This window comes from Kiloniella litopenaei (assembly GCF_000982415.1).
GTDB classification, from domain to species: Bacteria; Pseudomonadota; Alphaproteobacteria; order Kiloniellales; family Kiloniellaceae; genus Kiloniella; species Kiloniella litopenaei.
This window is the reverse complement of sequence record NZ_LANI01000001.1, coordinates 166,540-187,084: the sequence shown is the minus strand read 5'-3', so window position 1 is coordinate 187,084 and position 20,545 is coordinate 166,540. Positions and strand designations below refer to the sequence as shown.

The window sequence follows — 20,545 nt, the reverse complement described above, 5'->3', positions numbered from 1 at the left end:
TCTGTATTACCTATAGATAGCAGGTGGTGTTACTTACAGGGAACCGGGGGAGAGACTTGTTGTTGTGTGTGTGTGTCTCTCTCTCTCTCTCTCTCTCTCTCTCTCTTGTGTTGTGTAAGGACGGTGTTGTGTCTGGAGTTATAATAAAGACTTTCTGATGATGTCCCGATTATATCTGAGCCTGATTACGCTGTTTGGTGGTGGCGGGATTTATGCCCTTGTCCATATTCCAGAATATTTATCACAACGAGCGTTTATCCAAAGTATGGACAGCACTTTGCAGCGGGGATTTCTTGATCTCTTTTCGATTTGGGATCTTTGGTTTGTTCCAATTTTGCTATTCTCTGGCTTTTTTGTCTTCCCAAAATATTTGACCTTTCCGTGCTCAAGAAAAAGAGCTTTCGGTACTGGTGCCACGGTTTTTGGCTGTGGCTATTTTCTGATCTACATGGTCCATAAAATCAGGGGGATTTTTATCTATCCTTTTCCATTTGATGAACAGGGTTTTCTGGTTTCCTATCTGATTGGCGGAGGGGGATATATTCTGATTTTTGCCAGCCTTGGGGGATTGTTGATTCTGGTAGTTTCTTCCTTGGTATTCGGATCGATGAAAAAAAATTAAGCTAAAAAACGATCTGTACCCCCTTTGGGGTATGCGCCTTTTATCGCTGTGATTTTAGTATCTTCGCGAACATTTCAGGCATTTCGTTCGGGTACATTTCTTCTGGAACGTCCCACAAGCGTCAATGACTGTGATTTTGTAACAGATAAGAGAGTTCGTATCATATGTTTTATGCCATTGGTTTGATTATTTTAGGCGCGCTTGCTGCCTATCCGGTTGTTGTCAGAAAACAACCCGCAGCACAACAGATACTGGACCGGATTGTTCCCTTTCAGGGTTTTATCGGCGTTATTTTTGGTATCTGGGGTATCTGGGGAATTATTCAGGCACTTTTGAATATGGGCTTGCTGACGTCCTTTCCGATCTGGTGGATGACCTGGATAGCGGTTTCTGTAATTACGGCAATCCTGGGGTTCCTTTTGGGTTTTGGCCTGATCAACAAATATGTGACGGGGTCAAATCCGGAACTTCAGTCCAAAGCGAATGTTCTGCGCGACAAACTGGTTGGTCACCAGATTAATCTGGGGTTTGCCGCAATCGCGCTGGGGATTTGGGGATTTGTAGCCAGTACTTTCTTTCTCTAGTCCTTTATCCTGATTTTATTTTGTATTCCGGTGTGCAGTTTTCTGAAACCCCCAAAGAACTGTATTGGTACCAGAAAACAGTATTGGGGAATGAGAATATTACAGGTCAAACAGGACTGAAGATACAGCCATCAACAGATGGCGCAAATTAATCCATTTTAGATAACTCAACTTATAAACAGGAATTGAGTAATGAAAAAGTTTATCACGGTACTATCAACTGTTGCCTTTCTTGGTATGACATCAAGCTATGCCTATGCTGGTTGTTCTACAGATGAACTAACCGAGAAAACGCAAAAGGTTTCATCCCTGATGGAACAGGTTGCATCAAAGATTGGTAATGGCGTTGATCCGGATGAATTTACAGCAGAGTCCGGTAAGCTGAATGAAGCCGGTACTGCGTTGAGTAGTGGAGATACAGATAAAGCCTGTACACTATATGATGAATTTATTGCCTGGGCTGAAAAGCAATAAGGCAGCTATAGAAATCAGGTTATTTCAGACTTGTAATGGGGGGAGAGAATATTTCTCTCCCCTTTTTTATGTTCGGGTTACAGGCCGCCATCTGGATGGAACATTAGTCAGAGTATGTCAAAAGCAGTTGGGATAATGGCGTGTGGGAAAAGAGGACACGTTCTGCCTTGTCTGGAAAGGCTCCGGGTAAGGATTGAGGCCTTCGTTCCAATGCTATAAGAATGGGGTACGAAAAATGGATCAAGAGTTTAAAGAACATGCCCTCAGACACTGTTTCTATTCTATGGTTTCGACAGGATCTCAGACTGGAAGATAATCCGGCACTGTGTGCTGCGGTCAAATCAGGGCAGTTTTACCCTGTTTATATCCTGGATGATGAAAATGCCGGTGACTGGGCAATGGGGGCTGCCAGTCGGGTATGGTTGAACTCCTCGCTGGATAAGCTTAATCATTCATTGGCAGGTAAACTGTCGCTCTACAGGGGGAATGCTGAAAAAATACTGCCCGCGCTTGCGGCACGTCTTGGTGCTGGGGCTGTTTATTGGAACAGATGTTATGAACCTTGGCGTATAGGGCGTGATACCAATATCAAGAAGACCCTTAATGATGCCAATGTTGTCGTAAAAAGTTTCAATGGATCGCTATTGTGGGAACCGTGGGAAGTTTTAAAGAAAGACGCAACGCCCTATAAGGTTTTTACACCTTATTTTCGCGCATGTCGCGCCGGAACATTGCCCGCAAAACCAGTTCCCGTTCCAAAAGAGATCACAGCTTTAAAAGATGACGAGGCTTTGTCACTTGAAGATATGGGGCTGCTACCCAAACAGAAAAAATGGGTGGCTCAGATGCATTCCCATTGGGATGTGGGCGAAAAAGCCGCGCAGCATGCGTTAAGTGATTTTATTTCTAACGGATTGGACAGATACAAAAAGGGGCGTGATTATCCGTCGGAAAAAAGTGTTTCAAGGTTATCGCCTCATTTGCATTTTGGAGAGATATCACCCAATTTTGTTTTGGATAAGATCCTGGAACAAAGCGCGGGTGAAAACAGGGATCATTTTTATTCTGAACTCGCCTGGCGAGAGTTTTCATATTATTTGCTTTACCATTTTCCCAAGCTACCTGATGAAAACTTTCAACCCAAATTTGATGGGTTTAACTGGTTTGGGTCACAAGCGGACCTAAAGACATGGCAACGGGGCATGACCGGTGTTCCCATCGTCGATGCAGGCATGCGTGAACTTTGGCAAACTGGGTACATGCATAACCGGGTAAGAATGATTGTTGCCTCTTTTCTAACCAAGAACCTTGGCGTTCACTGGCGCGAAGGGGCCAGATGGTTTTGGGATACTTTGGTTGATGCGGATTTGGCCAGTAATAGTGCCAGTTGGCAATGGGTTGCTGGTTCTGGTGCAGATGCGGCCCCTTATTTTAGAATTTTCAATCCGGTGACACAAAGCAAGCGATTTGACGAGAATGCGGATTACATCTGTACCTACGTTCCTGAACTTGCGAAGCTGCCGACACGGTATATTTATGCCCCTTGGGAAGCACCTGTCGAGGTGCTTGAATCAGTTGGTTTAAAACTGGGCCGGGATTACCCAGAGCCAATTACAAGTCTGAAGGCTTCAAGGGAAAAGGCACTGTCGATGTACAAGGATTTGGCAGGATAATAAGGGGGGATTTTTTTTAGCCAGATAATTTTACGGGCGTTTCTTCATCTTTTTTAAAGTCCTTGGTCATAAAATTTATTAAGTGTGTTCTGTGTTTTCTCGAGGGGGCAAGAGTAAATATCGGAGAACAGCTTTTTGGCAGAAAAAAGTAATACATCCAAGCAACATATTGCCCGGCATGATACAGCCAAGCCTGATACAATAGCTTACAACACGTCCGGTGCTAACAACAATAAGTCCGGCGGACTGAGGTCTCAGATACAGACAGTTTTCAGGACTGGGTATCTGCGAGGAATCTTTATTGTTTCTTTGTTAATCGCGGTCATTTTTCCGCTGGCCGAATACTTTCTTGTCCTGCCACTATTTTCCAAATTTGTTGTTCAACATACCGAAGAAGAAGCCGTTCGTGCTGCGAACCATCTGGTCGAAGATCTGATTATACAGAATAACGAGGATTTAACCGAAGATTCCCTGTCCGAAGATATGCGCCGGGGGGCTGCGTCTTTTGTAAAGAGGTTAGGGCTGATCAAGCTTAAACTGTTCGCCCCGGATGGGACAACGGTCTATTCGACAGATGCGACGGACATTGGGAAAGTTAATGATAACGATTATTTTCACGACATTGTGGCTAAAGGTCGAGTTTTTACCAAGCTTGTGCGCAAAGATAAGCTGAGCTTGGAAAATGAGATTGTTGCGCAGGATGTTGTTGAGACTTATGTCCCCTTGATGCGGGCTGATGATCCAGGGCATTTTTGGGGGGCCTTTGAAATCTATTATGACGTCACCAACCGAATGACCGAGATTGATCGACTTATTCTGTTATCAGCGTTCGTTTTGGGGTGTGTTGCTCTTGGGTTATTGTTTGTTGTTTTCCTGACGCTTCGTTCTGCTGTTGCTGTTAGCATTCAACGGGATATCTCTGCCCAAGCTTTGCGAGAGATAAACAAAAACCTGGAAGCTCGTGTTGAAGAGCGCACAGAAGAACTTATGCTGGAAAAGGATCGTGCCGAAATGGCCAGCCGGGCCAAGTCGGAATTTCTGGCTAATATGAGTCACGAGCTGCGAACGCCCCTTAATTCAATTATCGGTTTTTCAGAGACACTGAGCCACGAGGTTTTCGGACCGTTGGGAAGCAAAAAAAATGCTGAATATGTGGCTGATATACAGAAGTCCGGAAAATTCTTGCTGGAATTAATTAATGACATTCTTGATATTTCACGGATTGAAGCGGGTGAGCTGGAAACCGATGAAGAGGTAATTCAAGTCGAAAAAGCTATCGAGACGGTTCTTTTCCTTGTCAAAGATCGGGCAGAGGCAGGGAAAATTGATATCGTTACAGAGAATAACACAACTGATTTATATGCCTTGCTGGATAGTCGGCAATTCAAGCAAATATTGTTGAACCTTTTGACCAATGCCATAAAATTTACTGACCCCGGTGGAAAGGTGTTTGTTCGCCTGGAAAGTGTGCAGGATGGTTTTTGTGTGCAAGTCGAGGACAGGGGGATTGGTATTTCCCCGGAATATATTGAACGAGTTCAGGAAGCCTTTGGACAGGTTGCTGGCAGCATGACACGAAACCACGAAGGTACGGGGTTGGGCCTGTCAATTGTAAAGGCGCTGGTTGCCAATCATAACGGGAAATTCAAGTTGGAAAGTGAACCCGACAAAGGGACAGTTGCAACAGTAACCTTTCCAGCTGAAAGAATAGTGCCAAAGCCAAATACCATGTAATTTTTGTGCTGTGTCATGCCGGAATAAGACAGTTGAGCGAGAGATCCTGAGTTAATTACGTTGGTCACATTCAAGAGAATACGGCAAAGTGAGAAGATGACGGGATAGTGACGACCTGAAACCTTCTCACTTTTGAATAGATTATTTGGCAGAAATAGCTGTTAGAAATTTCATTGCTTCTTCTGTCGTATAAAGGCTGTCTGTTTTGCTTCGGCAAATAAAGCCGCGCAGGACGCCATTTTTATTTCCATGACCTGACAGCCGACCCGTTTTGTTCAAATTTCTGTCAAACCATAGACATTCGGCAAAATCGTCGGGCATTTCAAACGAAAAACAGGTGTGATCTTTACAAGATACTTCCGTGATATCCTTTAGTTCAACTTTCTCAAAAATTGTCCATTTCTTTACATGTTTTTTTTCAATTTTTGGCCTTTTGGCCCAATATTGATAACCGCCGATAGGCTGATAATAAATGCTACTAAAAAGGGCCTCTTCCTTTGAAACCCAAGAGCTGAGGTAATAGTTGCTTTTATTATCATTCGCCGTGTGTTTTTTACAGGATTGACGCGATTTTTTATCGATAAACTGGGTATCTATCTGCACCGGACAGTCTGATGGCGACAGTTCGTTTGCATTTGAAGTCGTGGCATTGCCAATAGTTGCGATGCCAAAAAAGATAGCAGGCAAAAACGGGATGTAGCGTTGAATGTTTACCATGATTTTCCGTAATTAATGTATTTGTATAGATGTGGTGATGATACGTGATCCAGATATTCGTAAATAATTTATGTGTTTTTTATTTGTTTTTATCTGTGATCCTCATAGATCATGTAGTAAGAATTATCAATAATATTATTTTTTATTTGTTTGTTTGAATGAATGCTATTGTATTCATTCAAATGTCTCTGTGCGTTTGATATATTTACTGGAACTATTTTTTGCCTACCGTAATTTGTTCTTTGCATGATGTGCAGTACAGTGACGGAGTAGCATAAGCAGGAGTTAGAGGATGAGTTTAGTCAGTATTATTGATTTACAGAAACACCCGATTTCGGATCAAGCTTTTGTGAAATCCTGTCAGCAAACACTTGATTGGGATGGAGCCTTGGTACTAGAGGGTTTTTTGTCACCTGAAGCCGTGGAGCAAATCAAGGCCGAAGGAGAGGCACAGGAAACCCATGCTTATTTTTGTGAGCAAAAACATACCGTTTACCTGAGCCCCAAAGATCCGGATTTAGCAGATGATCATCCTCTGAACCGTCTTGTTACTTCGTCAAAAGGGTGTATTACGGATGATCAAATTCCCCAAAATTCTCCTTTGCAGACACTTTACCATGATGCGGAATTCCAAAAGTTTTTGTGTGCTGTCTTAAACGAGAAGGCGTTGTATGAATATGCTGATCCCCTCTCGTCAATTAACTTGCATTATGCGCGGACCGGGCAGGAATTGGGGTGGCATTTCGATAATTCGTCTTTTGCAACGACATTAATGATACAAGAACCCGAAGCTGGTGGTACTTTTGAGTATGTGGGGGATTTACGCGATGCTGATCGCGGGGATATGAATTTTGATGGTGTGGGCAAGGTCCTTGATGGCGAAACCGCGGTTAATCAGCTTTCTATGGGGGCGGGGGCTCTTGTTCTTTTCCGTGGTCGAAATGCTATTCATCGGGTTGCCCCTGTAAAAGGTAAGCGGACCCGAATGTTAGTGGTTCTTGCCTATAATTCAGAGCCTGGAATAGCCCTTTCCGAAGCGGCACGGATGACATTTTATGGGCGGCTTGGGTAAGAAACGGCGCAATCAATTAATAAAGTCGATTAGTAAAATTGCCTGTTCAAAAGGTGACAGGTTTATTGGATTTTAGGGGGGCAGGCTAAATTCAATAGATAACGTGCGGCAAAAATCGAGAGCTGTCTTTGGTAATGGGCGAGTTATCTTCACGTATGCCCATGCCACAGGGTTTGCTGGCGACCAGCCATGACCCGATGACCGTGTGGTTGCCTTCGAAAACGGGTAGGGGGTGTAACGCCTGGACAATGTGTCCTTCTTCCCCATAGGGACCATCGATTTTAAGGGGCTGTTCCCCTTCGCGGACCATTTCAATATTGCTGCCTTCACGGGAAAATAGTGGTTTTTTTACGTAACCACCATCAAGATCGGCAGCGCGTGGATCATTGGCAAAAAAGGATGGTAAAAGATTGGGGTGCCCTTCGAACATTTCCCATAAAAGAGGCAAAAGCCCTTTGTTGGAAAGAATTGATTTCCACGCCGGTTCGATAAAGGTCACACCACTTTTGGGAACTGATTTTCCAAACTCGTCCGTCATGATCCATTCCCATGGATAGAGTTTGAACAGGGTGCGAATGCCCATATCGTCAAGATCGGTGAAATGGCCGTTTTCATCTATGCCAATTTCTTCCATATAAAGGAAGCTTGTTTCCAATCCGGCCTGGACGGCACATTCTTCAAGGTATCTGACCGTTCCTTCATCTTCGGGGGTATTCTGACATGATGCAAGATGTAGCTTGCCATCAATGTCTTTGTTGACGCGCATATTCTGAAAGGCTTCTACAAGCCGTTCGTGAATGGAGTTAAATTGATCACATCCTTTGGGGATCAGGTCGCGTTCCATGGCCTGTTCCAGCCATAACCACTGAAAGGCCGAGCTTTCATAAAGTGATGTCGGTGTGTCGGCATTGTATTCCAGCAGTTTGGCCGGGCTTTGTCCGTCATAGGAAAAATCAAGACGTCCATAGAGGTTCTTCTCCTGATTGAACCAGCTTGCCCGTATATAGTCCCAAAAATCTTCGGGGATGGCGAGTTTTGTCAGGATCTCTTCAGAGTTGATTGCCCTTTGTACGACTTCGAAACACAGATTTTCAATCTCTTCACTGGGATCTTCGATGTCATTTTCGATTTGATCCAGGCTGAAACGGTAACAGGCACTTTCATCCCAATAGGGGGCATCATCAATTGTGTGAAAGTTAAAGCCCATGCTTTCTGCCTGTGCTTTCCAGTCATCCCGTTGTTCCAGTGAAATCCGTTGCATTTATTCTCTGTCTGAATGGAGTGTCTTATTTGGGGGATAAGGTTTGTCGTGAACGAGCGATTATCCGCCAAAGCTGCGACGCGATGATGACATCTTTGGCGCACTTGCCCCGAAACCGCCCCGTCGAATGGTGCTGGTTTTTGTCGTCGGGGCCTTGGCAACGTTGGCCGGAACTTTGGAAATACCAGTTTTTCCAGCAACTTTTTGGTTGTCACCAGTTCTAAAGTTTTTGGGATCATCCGAAGATCTATACAGGGGCTGTGTCGCAACACGTGACCCGCCGCTCAGCATATTCCCCATCATATACCCCATCATCAAGGGCATGAAAACTGATCCGCCGCTAGATGTTTGCACAGGGGCAATTTCGCATTGCGTTGATCCAAAGTCAGCTTCGCAATCTTCGACGGATGTGTATTTGGGGGAAACTCTCAGATGTTCTTGCTGGGCCAGTTTCATGTTTTCTTCACAGGCATTTCGATCAAAACCATCCTGTTGAGAGCATTGATCCACATTCTCAAAGATGGCCACGTCCTGGGGTTCTTCACAAGCACTAAGGGCTAGAACGCTTGCACCCATCAGGGCAAGCTTCAGGGATTTTGATCTTTTCATGAAACGAAATTCCGCAAAATTTTAAGCTAAGAGTTATTTATTGTTATTTATGTCTGCCAATTTAGGATCTACAGCCGAGGTTGCAAGGATAAAATAGATCAAAGCACCTGAAATTTGAGATAAGTTCATTCATGAAAAAGAAGATATCTAACCATAGCTAGTTTGGCGACTGGTTTAGCCACCAGTCTGGGTACTGGTGGCCTTTGGTTTGAAGGTTATTCTGCTGAATGTTCAGGGCTATATTTCTCCTTTGATCGATCCGTTTCCACCAGATGTTGTGCTTTTGCTTGCCGACTGACACTGCTTGGGTTGATGTATTGGCATATAAATTGCTTGTTAATTCCTGTGTATTCTGTTCATTCTGATGGATAAGAGCAATGTTAGTAAGTCGAACAAACGCTGTGATAGAAGCAAACCGCCGGGTTAGCCAGGTTGAAGAGCAACTGAAGCTGACCAAGGTGCAGGCGGCCAGAGATTACAATCTGGCAAAAACTGCCTACTCTTCAAATGAGAGTGCGGCAAAAAGCGTTGCTGAATCCTATAAAGACTTAACCGTTCAAAATATTGCCGACGGCACCAACGATCCGGTTTCGACGACAACAGACGCGATTAGCCTTGCGCGAACACAGACCTCACAAACGCTTTTCTACGCGCAACAGATTGCTACGGCGGTACCGGACGCAGACGTTAGTCAATATCTAAACCCGGTAGAACCTGAAGAGGGTGCATATGATAAATCTGTTGCGGCTTTCAAGGATATTATCGGGCAGACACCGGGCGAGAGAATGCGCGCCCAGGTATTGAGATCTCTTGGGTTGACCGAAGAAGATCTTAAAAACATGTCGCCGGAAGATCGTAAAAAAATAGAAGAAAAAATCGCCAAGTTAATCGATGAAAATGTAAAGAATTCTGTTGCAGAAAACTTTACCCCTGCAAATGAAACTGATGTCGAAAATGGTGATAACAATCAGCTACAGGCGAACCTCAATCTTGGACGCGAATTGAATGATAAAAACCTGGCAGGTGGTAAAGATCCAAACATTTCCCCGGATGATCAGCAAAGAGACGATGTTCGTAAGGTAATACTGCAAAACATCATTTAGGATCAGGTCTGGTTCGGAAGTACAGGTCTTTTCAATAAATAAGTATGTATCGCTATAGTTGAATTTTAACTTTTATAAAATCCAATTATTACCTATATTACTCTCATGGTGATTCTATTTTTGGGTGGTATGGGGTTTCATTGTGGAACAATATGCAGATCTGGATAATCTGTCACCTCCGGTTCTGGGGGTATATAAATACTGGCTTACTTTGCCGAAGTGCGCGGGGTTGCCGTTAAAATCTTCTCTTGATCCCGTTGATATACCTACCGAGCATCTGCCCCATGTTTTTCTTGTGCAGTTGGAGGAAAATCCCTTTGCGGCTTTGATCCGGTTGCAGGGGACCTATATCAATCATTCTATTGGTGAATATTTTACGAATAAATATATTGATGAAAGTACCTTTGGGGAAAGCGCGACGGCTATTCTTGCGGGCTACGAAGAGGCTGCACAGAAACGCGTTGCCTATGTTTCCCATGAAGAGGTCTATGGCATATCAGGGCAAATAATGCTTGTCGAAGCCATTCATTTGCCGATGGTAGATGAAGAGGGTAATGTTAATTATTTCCTTGGTGCCCTGTCGCGAATTTCCGGGGCGACAAATCATGACCATGAATTCAGAGGCCGTCGTTGGGATGTAAAGGCGGTTAGCAATATAGCTTAATCCGAATGAAATTCAGCCGTTTTGGGCGTGGTATCAGGTTGTTGTGGTCACGCGTGATAGCGTTGAGGGCTGTGGCTGTGCTTCCCATTTGTAAAGTGAATGTGCGATAGGTATTTATTCACTGTTTTTTTTGTAACGGAATTTTCATTATTATGGGATGTGATTTATAGTTAATCATATCTCAAAGTATCGTGTTCCATACTTTGAGATAGAAAGCGATTATAGGATGTTGCGTCGTGGAAAGTTCCAATAATCCAATCAAGCTGACTGATCCTGTTAAAGGTATCTATGACTATTGGCGATCTTTACCCCAGTGTAAGGGATTGCCCATGAAATCAGCGCTTGACCCTATTGGAATTCCGTCAGAATTTTTACCCCATATCTTTCTCGTCCAGCTGGAATATAATCCTTTTTCTGCGTTGGTTCGTTTACAGGGAACCTATTTGAACTATTCGCTGGGGCAACATTTTACAGATAAATACGTTGACGAAAGTACTTTTGGCGATAGTGCTGCAACTATTCTTGCCAATTATGAAGAGGCCGCGACCAAACGAATGGCCTATGTCTCGCAAGAGGAAGTTCACTCGTCCAGCCAGAAGAGAATATTGATAGAGGCTATTCATCTGCCGATGGTTGATGATGAGGGGGATGTTAAGTTTATCTTCGGGGCGTTATCACGTCTTTCAGGGGCAGATCGGATAGATCAGGAATTCAGAGGACATCATTGGGAGATTAAATCCCGAAGCCAGATTGCGTGATGGATAATCAAATTTACTATTCGATAGTTTTTGTGACGATCAGATGAACTGATTTTACCCCAAATCTTTGCATTTATTGTTTTTTCTCAATTATGTTTAAGGCGCCATCGTGTTTCTGGTCGATGATTATAGGTTTATAATCGCAGATGGTGTAAAGCTAATCACAGGTTTGACAGAATTTGTTTGCCAGCAGATAAAAATGATTAAAAAAATTGATAAAAAGCGAGAAGCCAACAAAATGAAAAAGACACCTACGCGCCCCGAGATCAATCAATCCATTGTTTTTACCTACTGCGACGATCTTGATCTTGCGTCGAGGTTTTTTCGCGAAACCATGGAATTGGAGTTTGTTGTCGATCAGGGGGCTTGCCATATCTATCGCCTGACAGATTTGAGCTTTCTGGGGGTCTGCTGTTTGCCCGATCGGCCTCGATCACAGGTGGGGGTGATGATCACCATCGTATCCAGTGATGTGGATGGTTGGTATGAATTTCTGACTTCCAAGGGCGTAAAGTACATCAAGAACCCGGGGCATTCAGAAAAATTTTCGGTCTATAGTTCTCTGTTCGAAAGCCCGCATGGGTATAAAATTGAAATCCAGAATTTTGAGGATAAGGAATGGCACAAAAGGAACATTAAGGTTTAGCCTTTTATAAGTTACTAAAGACACCATTCCCTTATGGCTGGGATGTTAATTTCTGTTCCAGCGCTTTTGCTGTGGGTGTCATTGCCAAACCGCCTTTGCCTGTACAGCGAAGTTCACAGGGAAGGGATTGCCCGACCTTGTGCATTGCGATGATGACTTCATCAAGGGGGATAAGGTGATCAAAGCCTACCAGTGCCATGTTGGCAGCAGACAGGGCGTTGCCAGCCATCATTACATTTTTGCCAAGGCATGGGGCTTCTACGCGATTGGCAACAGGATCACAAATAAGGCCAAAGGTGTTTTGCAAGGCCATGGACGCAGCGGCAATACATTGATCCAGCGATCCATCCAGTAAGGTTACCAGCCCGGCCGCTGCCATACCAGACCCGGAACCTGTTTCAGCCTGACATCCGCCTATTTCCGCAGAAAAGGTGGCCATGCGGGCAATGAAAACGCCAATGAGCCCGGCGGCTAACATGGCCTTGATCTTTTGATCTTCGGTCATATTGAGGGCGGTGGCGACACCAAGGCAAGTTCCCGGAAGCGTGCCACAAGAACCCGCGGTTGGTGCCGCAACAATAACACCCATAGAGCTTTTGACATCCATCAGGGCCGTCACGGCAAGAATTGCATCGTTGTACAGTCCCATATTAAGGAAACTGTTACCCGTTTGTTTTTCTTTGAAGGCAGGGGCCTGTGCCGGATAAATCCGATCCATGTATTGCGTGCCCTTGATGCCGTCCGAAATTGATTTTTCGAGTATACGTACAATATCGCGCATTTTCTCGAGGACCTCTTTTTCAGAGATGTTGCCCCGGGCGCTTTCGTATTTCAGGGCTAGTTCCCAAAGCAACAGATTTTTATCTTTGTTATATGACATCATCTCTTCACTAATTGTGAAGGGGAGATCCATTTTAGTAGAGCTACCAACAGGTAGAACAGGTTTGAGATTTTTAAAGGCCTTTATATCTATGCCGACGGGCAGATCCTGTGCCGATAGTCTCTTTTGTCCCTTTATTTGCAGGACGCGCCCCTGTAGTCCGTGATGCACGTGAAGGCTATCGACGCAGGGAAGTTCTTTAAGATGTTGATCAAGGGTGGGATCGTCGTTCCAGATAAAGGTCTCGTGGTAATCGCCAAAGAGGGAGGTTTGATGTCGTCAATCGCGATAATTTCGACGATACCGCCGCCAATTGAAATAGCCAGAATACAGCAACTTTCCGTGTCACTCGTCAGGGTAAGTTTATAAGTGTTCGGGTGTATCGCGCCATAGTCTGTTATGGCGATTTGAACATCTGTACCGTTAGCTTCAAGATGTTTTCTGGCATCAACCATACGGTCATCTGTGATGTCCCACCCCATTAAACCGGTAAAAAGCCCCATGTCTGAACCTTGACTGTCATGGGTGGGTTCTAGCGATCCATTGGGATCGTATTCAATGAGAACTCTGGATAAATTGCCGCCTTTATGATCAAGCCCCATATAATCGCGGCCCAGTCGGCCAATTCGATAGGCCGCGGCCACATGCGAGCTGGACGCACCACGCATTACAGGGCCAATGGCATCATTGAGAATAGAGGGGAAATAGTTATCCATGGTATTACCTGTCTCTGACCTGATCCTGTGTTGCCCATTATTTGTCCCAAAACATTTGGGTTGTATTTTGTTGCGACTTTAATTTCTTCAAAATCAGAAGTTTCTTTAAAGTCTGGGCAAAAATAGCGGTTATTTTATATGATCATTTTGTATGATCTTATTCCAGTTTTGGTTTTGTCGTTTATGTATAAAAAGAGCTGGGCGGGCCAGCAGAACTCGCCCAGCCAAGTTACTCTCACCAAGGTATTTCAAGTGATAGGGAGAACCCGGAGAGTAAGAGATTTTTACCCGAGAACAGGAAGTTCCGGACGACAAGCGATTGCGTCGCGGATAATCTTTTCTGCTCTTTCACGCTGGGCACCGATCAATGGCATACGCGGCATACGGCAACGATCGTTGGAACCGATTTCAATCTGTTCAGCCAGTTTGATGTTCTGAACAAGGTACGTGGAAACATCCAGATCAAGCAGAGGACGGAACCAACGATAGATTTCAAGCGCTTCCTGGTTACGACCAGCCTGCATCAGGCGATAGATGGCAACGGTTTCTTTCGGGAAAGCAACGACAAGGCCCGCGACCCAACCGATAGCACCAACGCTGAGTGCTTCGTAACCCAGGTTGTCAACGCCAGTGAAAACGTCAAAACGATCACCGAATTTGTTGATGATCTCAGTCGTGCGACGAATATCATCAGAGCTTTCCTTGATCGCAACAAAACGCTTTTCGTCGGCAAGTTCTTCCATGATTTCCGGTGTGACATCTACACGATAAGCTACACGGTTTGAATAGATCATGATCGGTAGATCACTTGCTTCGGCAACTTGACGCATACTGGCGACAGTCTCACGCGGATCTGTGTGGTAGATCGGGCTAGGGACAAGCATGATTCCATCTGCGCCCGCTTCCTGTGATGCCTGGGCCATGGCACAGGCGTCGCGGGTTGCGGCTTCGTTAATGGTCATGATGGCAGGCTTGTCACCTGTGGCCGCTTTTGCTGTTTTAAGAACAGCAATTTTCTCTTCCTTGGAAAGCATAGAACCTTCGCCAAGAGAACCTGCGACGATCAGGCCATCACAACCTGCGTCCATCTGATAATCAAAACAGCGTTTCATTTCTGTATGATCCAGATTGTCGTTTTCATCGAATTTGGTCGTGACGGCTGGGATAACGCCTTTCCACATGGTCTTATTCCTGTACTGATTATAAAAAACTGTTAAGGGGTCGTGTGTGATATCCGAAAGAAGAATACTTCTTATCGGACGTTTGCTAAAAACTTTTGTGTATGAACCGACTGGGGGGCACCAAAAATCTGTTCTGGTGGACCCACTTCTTCCATGACGCCCTGATGAAAATAGGCAACACGATCTGACACATCACGGGCAAAGCCCATTTCGTGGGTAACACAGATCATGGTCATGCCTTCTTCGGCCAAAAGTCGCATTGTATCCAGCACTTCGCCCACCAATTCCGGGTCCAGTGCTGAAGTTGCTTCGTCAAAAAGCATGTATTCCGGTTCCATAGCCAAGGCACGGGCAATGGCCAGACGTTGCTGTTGCCCGCCAGATAAAGCAGAGGGGTAAACATCCAGCTTGTCGCCCAAACCAACATGCTTAAGCTGCTTTTCCGCGATGGACTTTGCTTGGTCTTTTGATACCTTTTTGACAATCTTGGGGGCCAGAGCAACATTTTCCAGCGCGGTGAGGTGCGGGAATGAATTCCATTGCTGAAAGACCATGCCCAAGCGTTGACGCAGCTTGTTAATGTCGGTTTTCTTGTCATGAACAGTGGTTCCGTCAACGACAACCTCGCCTTGCTGAATTTCTTCCAGTCCATTGATGCAATAAAGCAACGTTGATTTGCCAGACCCGGAAGAGCCGATAATGCTTAGAACTTCGCCCTTGCTGACATTCAGGTCGATCCCTTGCAGGACATGGAGAGCCCCGAAATATTTATGGAGTTGTTTGATCTCTATCATGAGGCCCAACCTTCTTCGAGCTTTTTGGAGTATTTGGATAGGGGATAGGACAGGGCAAAGTAGAACGCCCCCGCGCAGGCCAGAATTATAAAGGGTTCCTGTGTTCTGGTGATCAGGATCTGGGATGCTCTTAGCAATTCCAGATATCCCAGAACAGATACCAGCGCGCTGTCTTTGATGACACTTAATGCCACACCTACCCAGGATGGGAACACGGCCCGCAAACCGATCGGCCAGACCACATATCGCAGGTCCTGCCAATAGGACATTCCCAATGATCTGGCGGCACGACGCATTGGGGTGCCAACCGCATCAATCCCCCCGCGAACAACATTCGCGACCAAGGCTGCGGTATAGATGCTCAATACAAAGGCACCCGCCGCAAAGGGGCCCATTTTCCATCCAATGATGGGAAAGAAATTGTAAAACAGGATCAATTGAATGATCAAAGGAACAGATCGGAATACATCCAGAATTGTACCAATTGTTGCCTGGGCAAACCATCTTGATGCCTGTAAGGCCCAACCAAAAACGCATCCCAGTATGGTGCCAATGGTGATGGAAACTATGGAAATACCCAAAGTTCGACCAGCTGCTTCACCCAAAAACATCAGGTCAGAAAACTGGAAATCAGTGAAAAAGGATGCAGAGTTACTCATCTATTTGTCCTTTCTCAGTATCTGAACAGACGTCGGGCAACAAGATTTGATGCCAGAAGAATGATTTTAACGATGACGTAATAAATGACAGCAGTCACGGCGAAGTATTCGAAAATCCGATAGGTCTTAGAGGCAAAGAACTGGGTTTCCCCGGATAGTTCGCGAAAGCCAACCAACATGCCCAGAGAGCTCATCAATACGGCCCAAACCATTTGGTTGGTCATGGGGTGATAAACAATTTTCAGCACCTGCGGGATAATGATACGCACATAGGTCTGTATTGCCGTCATGCCCAGTGATCTGGCGGCGCGGACCTGTGTATCTGGTACAGCAAGGAAACCACCGCGAAAGTTTTCAGCCAAATACCCTGCGTTGTTAAAGGTCAATCCCGCCAACACAATCAGATAGGGGGAAAGGTGTAGGCCAAAGGCCCCCAAACCAAAACCAAAAAAGAACAGTTGGAAAAGGGCGGGTGTGTTTCTGGCGATCTCAACCCATGTTGTTGCAATTTGGCGCAATGGTGTTGGGCCTTTCATGCGAAGCAACGCAAGCCCAAGCCCGATCGTGATGCCGAGCAACATGGACAGAACTGCAACTTCCAGCGTTAAGAGCCCAGCTTCCAGCAATTCAGGTAGCTTTCTGAATACGGGGCGCCAGTGAAAATTATAATCCACAACTATTACTCCGACTAATCCCGTGACGAACCGTGGGGCAGGTTTGGGGATTAACCTCGGTAAGGTATTGACCCATTTTATGAAATGGTACCTTACCGAGAAAAAGGCCGTGAAAAGAGATGTTGAGCGAACAATCGTATATTGTCATGTTAATCGTACATCCCTTTTCGTTCACATATGTCAGGTGTAAAGAGGCTTAGCCTTAGTACAGAACACCCGGAATACGTAGTTCTGGTGCTTCGCCACCGACATAGGTATTCCACAGTTCCTGATAGCGGCCTGAACGTACTTGGTGTGTCACAAACAGGTTCAGGTAATTCAGCCACGTAACATCTTTGCGGGGGCCAACGACAGATGTGTAATCCGTGGTCCATGGCATACGTGGGCCAGCAGTTATGGTGTCGTATTTTTCGACAATGGGTTTAACCGCGGTGTTGGTTGTAATACCAACGTCCGCTTTACCTTGGGCGACTGCAAGAAACACTTCGTTTTCGCTTTGATAGCCTTGGTAAAGATCTTCGGTTCCCCATTCTTTTGCTATCTTGAGGAATTCCTGTTCCGGAACGGTGCCAACCGCAGCTGCCACACGTTTGCCCTTCATGTCTTCAAAGGTTTTGATGCCTGTGTCTTTACCAACAACTGCCTGTGCATAATAAATTGCATAGGGAATGGAAAAACCAACAGTCTTGGCGCGGGCGAGGGAATCAGAGGTTCCGCCGAAAACAACATCTGCAGAGTTGGTCACGATAACAGGCAAGCGTTCTGCCCAGGTTACGGGCAGGATCTCGTGCTCAACTTCTAATGCAGCAGCTAGGTCTTTGCAGTATTCAACATCGAAGCCTGCTGGTTCGTTATTGGCGTCGCGGTATCCGATGGGTGGAAAGTCCAGAACAACGCCGCAACGAAGAACGCCTTCGTCAATTACGTCATCCAGTTTGTCTGCGTATGCTGCGGGTTGTGCGACAAATGCAGCCAGGCAACCGCCGAGCGCAAGTGTCTTAATCATGCTTTTGATCATTTCTTTCTCCAACTGTTGAGTTTGCTTCTTTTCGTTTCAATCCGGGCCTTTTAAATCCGACTTAAAGGCCTCAATACCTATGGGTGACTGCCTTAGAAAGGACGGAGCCAAAATAAGGGAGCGGCCTGATCCAGATCTTTTTGTCTGGTTTTCGTGGCCTGCCTATTGTATAATGCAGATTGTATACAATATTCAATATAAATTTTTACATGGTTCTATTTATTCTTTCAAATCGAGCCTTTTTCAGGTTCCGATTTGGCGAAAAAAGGTGAAGAGAAAAGAGCTATGCTTTTGCTAAAAAATAGTTTTTTGGCATAACGAAAAAATATTTCAGGTGAGGAAAAAAAGATGAAAGTTATTGCGACGGATCTGGCAAAAACGGCTTCTTCGTCGGATATTATTTTTGATGCCTTGCGGGATTCCATCATTAGCGGCCAGATTCAGGCTGGGGAGTCGATGCGACAGGCGCACATTGCCGAGCTGTTCAATGTATCCCGAATTCCGGTTAGGGAAGCCTTGAAGCGATTGGAAGCACAGGGACTGGTTCAATCCCTTCGGTATAAAGGATATGTCGTATCCCCGTTATCCCACGCTGAAATGGAAGAGATATATGAGATCCGGGCCAATTTGGAACCAATTGTCATTGAAAAGTCCGTTGCAAATATGAGCGATGAGACACTGGAAGAAGCCAAGGAATATTGTGAAAGTTTCTCGTCCGAAACAGAGGCGTCAAAATGGGGGGAGTGGAACCGCCTGTTCCATGAAACTTTGTACAGGGATGCGGAACGTCCCTATCATCTAAAGCTGGTTGGTGAGGCCATTGACCGGGTTGATTCCTATCTACGCGCGCAATTGGTATTAACAAACGGGATGGCGATCGCCAGACGCGAACACAATGAAATACTGGCGGCGTGTTTACAGAGGGATGGTGTCTTGGCAGCAAAAAGAACCAGAGAACACATTCTTGGGTCTTATCGTGTCTTGATGGATTATCTGGGAAAACAATCAAAAGGATGAATTTTGTGCCGACAGGGTTAGGTTGTTTCCCTGGTTAAAAGAACAACACTGACAAAAAGGCGATCGACGTCGGTTCCATTTTCTGACAAGGGTAGCATCAAGCGCGAATACTTTACGTAATCCTTGTCCAGCCAACTGGCATCCAGATCATTCAGGGTCGGTTCTTTATGTGTGACAACATATTTGAACTGTTCTGTTACCTGATCATAAACGGGGCCAAGTACGATATCTTCGACAAATTTTCCCGTGTAATCTATTCCCCATATCTCAACAACCCTGGTCCCCATTAACGTGGCTTCATACCGCAATGGGTTTCTGTGAACTTTATAAAGGCAGAGGTTGGGCAAAAGATGAGGAAAGTCGATGGGGTCAATATCGCCCCTGCATGGGGCAAAGCGATCGCCCCGTTTTGAATCCCAGTAATCGTACAGCTGTTGGTGCTCGGGGTAAGAAAACTCTAGCATCTGTATCCTGAATATTAAGTACAGTAACAATAACTGTAATGCATGATAATGACATAAATGAATAGAATTGGAAATTCTGTTTGTCTGAGAGGCATACAAGAACTTGTGATCAGGCAATAGGGGTGATATTTAAGCCAAATCATAACCGGGGTTTGAAGCATTGATGCGCATACCCAATGCAAGAATACAAGCTGTAGGGATACCATCGCGATGGGCGACACAAAGCAGGACTTTCAACAGGCGCTAGTAAACAGACTTACGGACGCGACTTACCCTGAGCTTCCAAAGCACTATCAGGGCAAGGTGCGTGATGCTTATGACCTTCCTGACGGCCGTCGAATTATGATTGCAACGGACAGACAGTCTGCATTTGATCGTATCCTTGCGGCTGTTCCCCATAAAGGTCAGGTTCTTAATCAAACGGCGCGCTTTTGGTTTGAACAAACCGAAGATATTTGCCCGAACCATGTTATCAGCTTTCCAGATCCCAATGTTGTGATTGGTCGCAATCTTGAGATGTTGCCAATTGAAATGGTCGTTCGTGATTACATGACGGGATCAACTGAAACGTCCATCTGGCCGATGTATCAACGTGGCGAACGTAAGCTTTATGGGCATGACTTTCCTGAAGGGCTTAAAAAGAACCAGAAACTGCCGGAAACAATTATTACCCCGACCACCAAGGCGGCACAGGGTGATCACGACGCACCCATTACGGCGGCGCAAATTGTTGAACAGGGTATTTTGTCCAAAGAAACCTGGGAAGAGCTTGCGCGCCTGTCGCTGGCCATCTTTGCCCGTGGTCGTGAAGTTGCCGCGAAAAACGGGCTTATTCTGGTGGATACCAAATATGAATTTGGGGTTGATCAGGATGGGCGTATTACCTTGGCCGATGAAATCCATACACCAGATTCAAGCCGATACTGGATTGCGGAAAGCTATCAGGACCGGATGGATAAAGGGTTGGAGCCCGAAAGTCTGGACAAAGAGTTCCTGCGGCTATGGGTCAGTCAGCGGTGTGATCCCTACAAAGATGATATTCCGGATATTCCAGATGAAACACTGGAAATTTTTAGCGAAAAATACATCAACCTGTTTGAACGGGTGACGGGAGAAACCTTCAAGCGTGAAAGCTTCGATCAGCCATTGAAAGATCGCATTCGTAATAATCTGGCCGCGATTTTACCCGAGTACTTTTAGGATAAAAGCACTATCTATTCGTGAA

The 20,545-nt window shown here is 45.4% G+C and carries 23 protein-coding genes; 12 read left to right on the top strand and 11 right to left on the bottom strand.

Annotated features, from left to right (window positions below; genetic code table 11):
- Positions 1 to 157 precede the first annotated feature (157 nt).
- The 5 genes from WH95_RS00895 to WH95_RS20265 all read left to right on the top strand — a co-directional run bounded on the left by WH95_RS00895 (position 158) and on the right by WH95_RS20265 (position 5,087).
- Positions 158 to 622: a hypothetical protein gene (locus WH95_RS00895; protein ID WP_046501732.1), complete on the top strand. Its 465-nt coding sequence runs from the start codon at positions 158 to 160 to the stop codon at positions 620 to 622.
- A gap of 164 nt (positions 623 to 786) precedes the next feature.
- Positions 787 to 1,206 carry a hypothetical protein gene (locus WH95_RS00890; protein ID WP_046501729.1) on the top strand — a complete coding sequence of 140 codons (420 nt, stop codon included), beginning with the start codon at positions 787 to 789 and terminating at the stop codon, positions 1,204 to 1,206.
- A gap of 192 nt (positions 1,207 to 1,398) precedes the next feature.
- Complete coding sequence (locus WH95_RS00885) at positions 1,399 to 1,680, top strand: hypothetical protein (RefSeq protein WP_046501727.1); 282 nt, start codon at positions 1,399 to 1,401, stop codon at positions 1,678 to 1,680.
- A gap of 257 nt (positions 1,681 to 1,937) precedes the next feature.
- Positions 1,938 to 3,353 carry a cryptochrome/photolyase family protein gene (locus tag WH95_RS00880; RefSeq protein WP_046501725.1) on the top strand — a complete coding sequence of 472 codons (1,416 nt, stop codon included), beginning with the start codon at positions 1,938 to 1,940 and terminating at the stop codon, positions 3,351 to 3,353.
- Between the two features lie 135 nt (positions 3,354 to 3,488).
- Positions 3,489 to 5,087: a sensor histidine kinase gene (locus tag WH95_RS20265; RefSeq protein ID WP_052741670.1), complete on the top strand. Its 1,599-nt coding sequence runs from the start codon at positions 3,489 to 3,491 to the stop codon at positions 5,085 to 5,087.
- A 141-nt stretch (positions 5,088 to 5,228) separates the two neighbouring features.
- On the opposite strand, the gene WH95_RS00870 is transcribed toward WH95_RS20265, so the two are convergent.
- Positions 5,229 to 5,804 (bottom strand): hypothetical protein, encoded by a 576-nt coding sequence (locus WH95_RS00870; protein WP_046501722.1) that lies wholly within the window; start codon positions 5,802 to 5,804, stop codon positions 5,229 to 5,231.
- 292 nt (positions 5,805 to 6,096) lie between these two features.
- Between WH95_RS00870 and WH95_RS00865 the strand changes: the two genes are divergently transcribed.
- Positions 6,097 to 6,876 carry a HalD/BesD family halogenase gene (locus WH95_RS00865; protein WP_046501720.1) on the top strand — a complete coding sequence of 260 codons (780 nt, stop codon included), beginning with the start codon at positions 6,097 to 6,099 and terminating at the stop codon, positions 6,874 to 6,876.
- Positions 6,877 to 6,967: 91 nt separating this feature from the next.
- Here WH95_RS00865 and WH95_RS00860 read toward each other — a convergent pair whose 3' ends face one another.
- Entirely contained in the window at positions 6,968 to 8,137 is a 1,170-nt protein-coding gene (locus tag WH95_RS00860) for a glutathionylspermidine synthase family protein (protein ID WP_046501717.1), read from the bottom strand.
- Positions 8,138 to 8,197: 60 nt separating this feature from the next.
- A complete protein-coding gene (locus WH95_RS00855; RefSeq protein WP_046501715.1) occupies positions 8,198 to 8,746 on the bottom strand; it encodes a DUF1190 domain-containing protein in 549 nt (182 codons plus the stop codon).
- 377 nt (positions 8,747 to 9,123) lie between these two features.
- Between WH95_RS00855 and WH95_RS00850 the strand changes: the two genes are divergently transcribed.
- The 4 genes from WH95_RS00850 to WH95_RS00835 all read left to right on the top strand — a co-directional run bounded on the left by WH95_RS00850 (position 9,124) and on the right by WH95_RS00835 (position 11,917).
- Positions 9,124 to 9,849 carry a hypothetical protein gene (locus WH95_RS00850; protein ID WP_046501712.1) on the top strand — a complete coding sequence of 242 codons (726 nt, stop codon included), beginning with the start codon at positions 9,124 to 9,126 and terminating at the stop codon, positions 9,847 to 9,849.
- Positions 9,850 to 9,991: 142 nt separating this feature from the next.
- Positions 9,992 to 10,513, top strand: coding sequence for a PAS domain-containing protein (locus tag WH95_RS00845; protein ID WP_046501710.1), 522 nt, complete (start codon positions 9,992 to 9,994; stop codon positions 10,511 to 10,513).
- Positions 10,514 to 10,749: 236 nt separating this feature from the next.
- The gene (locus WH95_RS00840; RefSeq protein WP_046501707.1) at positions 10,750 to 11,271 is read left to right on the top strand and encodes a PAS domain-containing protein; all 522 of its coding nucleotides are present in this window, start codon (positions 10,750 to 10,752) and stop codon (positions 11,269 to 11,271) included.
- Positions 11,272 to 11,509: 238 nt separating this feature from the next.
- Positions 11,510 to 11,917: a VOC family protein gene (locus tag WH95_RS00835; protein WP_046502138.1), complete on the top strand. Its 408-nt coding sequence runs from the start codon at positions 11,510 to 11,512 to the stop codon at positions 11,915 to 11,917.
- 31 nt (positions 11,918 to 11,948) lie between these two features.
- Here WH95_RS00835 and WH95_RS00830 read toward each other — a convergent pair whose 3' ends face one another.
- From WH95_RS00830 to WH95_RS00805, 7 genes are all read right to left on the bottom strand, one after another.
- A complete protein-coding gene (locus WH95_RS00830) occupies positions 11,949 to 12,968 on the bottom strand; it encodes an L-serine ammonia-lyase, iron-sulfur-dependent, subunit beta (RefSeq protein ID WP_204247647.1) in 1,020 nt (339 codons plus the stop codon).
- Positions 12,932 to 13,513: a hypothetical protein gene (locus tag WH95_RS21430; protein WP_204247645.1), complete on the bottom strand. Its 582-nt coding sequence runs from the start codon at positions 13,511 to 13,513 to the stop codon at positions 12,932 to 12,934. Before WH95_RS21430 ends, WH95_RS00830 begins: the two co-directional genes overlap by 37 nt.
- Before the next feature lie 284 nt (positions 13,514 to 13,797).
- Positions 13,798 to 14,694 carry a dihydrodipicolinate synthase family protein gene (locus WH95_RS00825; protein WP_046501704.1) on the bottom strand — a complete coding sequence of 299 codons (897 nt, stop codon included), beginning with the start codon at positions 14,692 to 14,694 and terminating at the stop codon, positions 13,798 to 13,800.
- A 71-nt stretch (positions 14,695 to 14,765) separates the two neighbouring features.
- A complete protein-coding gene (locus tag WH95_RS00820; RefSeq protein ID WP_046501701.1) occupies positions 14,766 to 15,488 on the bottom strand; it encodes an amino acid ABC transporter ATP-binding protein in 723 nt (240 codons plus the stop codon).
- Entirely contained in the window at positions 15,485 to 16,147 is a 663-nt protein-coding gene (locus tag WH95_RS00815) for an amino acid ABC transporter permease (RefSeq protein ID WP_046501700.1), read from the bottom strand. The genes WH95_RS00820 and WH95_RS00815 overlap by 4 nt, the downstream gene beginning before the upstream one ends.
- A gap of 14 nt (positions 16,148 to 16,161) precedes the next feature.
- Entirely contained in the window at positions 16,162 to 16,821 is a 660-nt protein-coding gene (locus WH95_RS00810; protein WP_046501697.1) for an amino acid ABC transporter permease, read from the bottom strand.
- Between the two features lie 202 nt (positions 16,822 to 17,023).
- Complete coding sequence (locus WH95_RS00805) at positions 17,024 to 17,839, bottom strand: transporter substrate-binding domain-containing protein (RefSeq protein WP_218044418.1); 816 nt, start codon at positions 17,837 to 17,839, stop codon at positions 17,024 to 17,026.
- Between the two features lie 348 nt (positions 17,840 to 18,187).
- Between WH95_RS00805 and WH95_RS00800 the strand changes: the two genes are divergently transcribed.
- Positions 18,188 to 18,856 carry a GntR family transcriptional regulator gene (locus WH95_RS00800; RefSeq protein WP_046501695.1) on the top strand — a complete coding sequence of 223 codons (669 nt, stop codon included), beginning with the start codon at positions 18,188 to 18,190 and terminating at the stop codon, positions 18,854 to 18,856.
- Between the two features lie 17 nt (positions 18,857 to 18,873).
- On the opposite strand, the gene WH95_RS00795 is transcribed toward WH95_RS00800, so the two are convergent.
- Positions 18,874 to 19,320, bottom strand: a complete 447-nt coding sequence (locus WH95_RS00795) for a PAS domain-containing protein (RefSeq protein ID WP_046501693.1) — start codon at positions 19,318 to 19,320, stop codon at positions 18,874 to 18,876.
- A gap of 210 nt (positions 19,321 to 19,530) precedes the next feature.
- Here WH95_RS00795 and WH95_RS00790 point away from each other — a divergent pair, with 210 nt between their 5' ends.
- A complete protein-coding gene (locus WH95_RS00790) occupies positions 19,531 to 20,520 on the top strand; it encodes a phosphoribosylaminoimidazolesuccinocarboxamide synthase (RefSeq protein WP_046501692.1) in 990 nt (329 codons plus the stop codon).
- Positions 20,521 to 20,545: the final 25 nt, after the last annotated feature.

What these genes read in the sequence shown, in the direction of transcription:
- WH95_RS00895 (WP_046501732.1), top strand. Translation starts at nt 158, where the DNA reads ATGATGTCCCGATTATATCTGAGCCTGATTACGCTGTTTGGTGGTGGC.
- WH95_RS00890 (WP_046501729.1), top strand. Translation starts at nt 787, where the DNA reads ATGTTTTATGCCATTGGTTTGATTATTTTAGGCGCGCTTGCTGCCTAT.
- WH95_RS00885 (WP_046501727.1), top strand. Translation starts at nt 1,399, where the DNA reads ATGAAAAAGTTTATCACGGTACTATCAACTGTTGCCTTTCTTGGTATG.
- WH95_RS00880 (WP_046501725.1), top strand. Translation starts at nt 1,938, where the DNA reads ATGCCCTCAGACACTGTTTCTATTCTATGGTTTCGACAGGATCTCAGA.
- WH95_RS00870 (WP_046501722.1), bottom strand. Translation starts at nt 5,804, where the DNA reads ATGGTAAACATTCAACGCTACATCCCGTTTTTGCCTGCTATCTTTTTT.
- WH95_RS00865 (WP_046501720.1), top strand. Translation starts at nt 6,097, where the DNA reads ATGAGTTTAGTCAGTATTATTGATTTACAGAAACACCCGATTTCGGAT.
- WH95_RS00860 (WP_046501717.1), bottom strand. Translation starts at nt 8,137, where the DNA reads ATGCAACGGATTTCACTGGAACAACGGGATGACTGGAAAGCACAGGCA.
- WH95_RS00855 (WP_046501715.1), bottom strand. Translation starts at nt 8,746, where the DNA reads ATGAAAAGATCAAAATCCCTGAAGCTTGCCCTGATGGGTGCAAGCGTT.
- WH95_RS00850 (WP_046501712.1), top strand. Translation starts at nt 9,124, where the DNA reads ATGTTAGTAAGTCGAACAAACGCTGTGATAGAAGCAAACCGCCGGGTT.
- WH95_RS00835 (WP_046502138.1), top strand. Translation starts at nt 11,510, where the DNA reads ATGAAAAAGACACCTACGCGCCCCGAGATCAATCAATCCATTGTTTTT.
- WH95_RS21430 (WP_204247645.1), bottom strand. Translation starts at nt 13,513, where the DNA reads ATGGATAACTATTTCCCCTCTATTCTCAATGATGCCATTGGCCCTGTA.
- WH95_RS00825 (WP_046501704.1), bottom strand. Translation starts at nt 14,694, where the DNA reads ATGTGGAAAGGCGTTATCCCAGCCGTCACGACCAAATTCGATGAAAAC.
- WH95_RS00820 (WP_046501701.1), bottom strand. Translation starts at nt 15,488, where the DNA reads ATGATAGAGATCAAACAACTCCATAAATATTTCGGGGCTCTCCATGTC.
- WH95_RS00815 (WP_046501700.1), bottom strand. Translation starts at nt 16,147, where the DNA reads ATGAGTAACTCTGCATCCTTTTTCACTGATTTCCAGTTTTCTGACCTG.
- WH95_RS00805 (WP_218044418.1), bottom strand. Translation starts at nt 17,839, where the DNA reads ATGATCAAAAGCATGATTAAGACACTTGCGCTCGGCGGTTGCCTGGCT.
- WH95_RS00800 (WP_046501695.1), top strand. Translation starts at nt 18,188, where the DNA reads ATGAAAGTTATTGCGACGGATCTGGCAAAAACGGCTTCTTCGTCGGAT.
- WH95_RS00795 (WP_046501693.1), bottom strand. Translation starts at nt 19,320, where the DNA reads ATGCTAGAGTTTTCTTACCCCGAGCACCAACAGCTGTACGATTACTGG.
- WH95_RS00790 (WP_046501692.1), top strand. Translation starts at nt 19,531, where the DNA reads ATGGGCGACACAAAGCAGGACTTTCAACAGGCGCTAGTAAACAGACTT.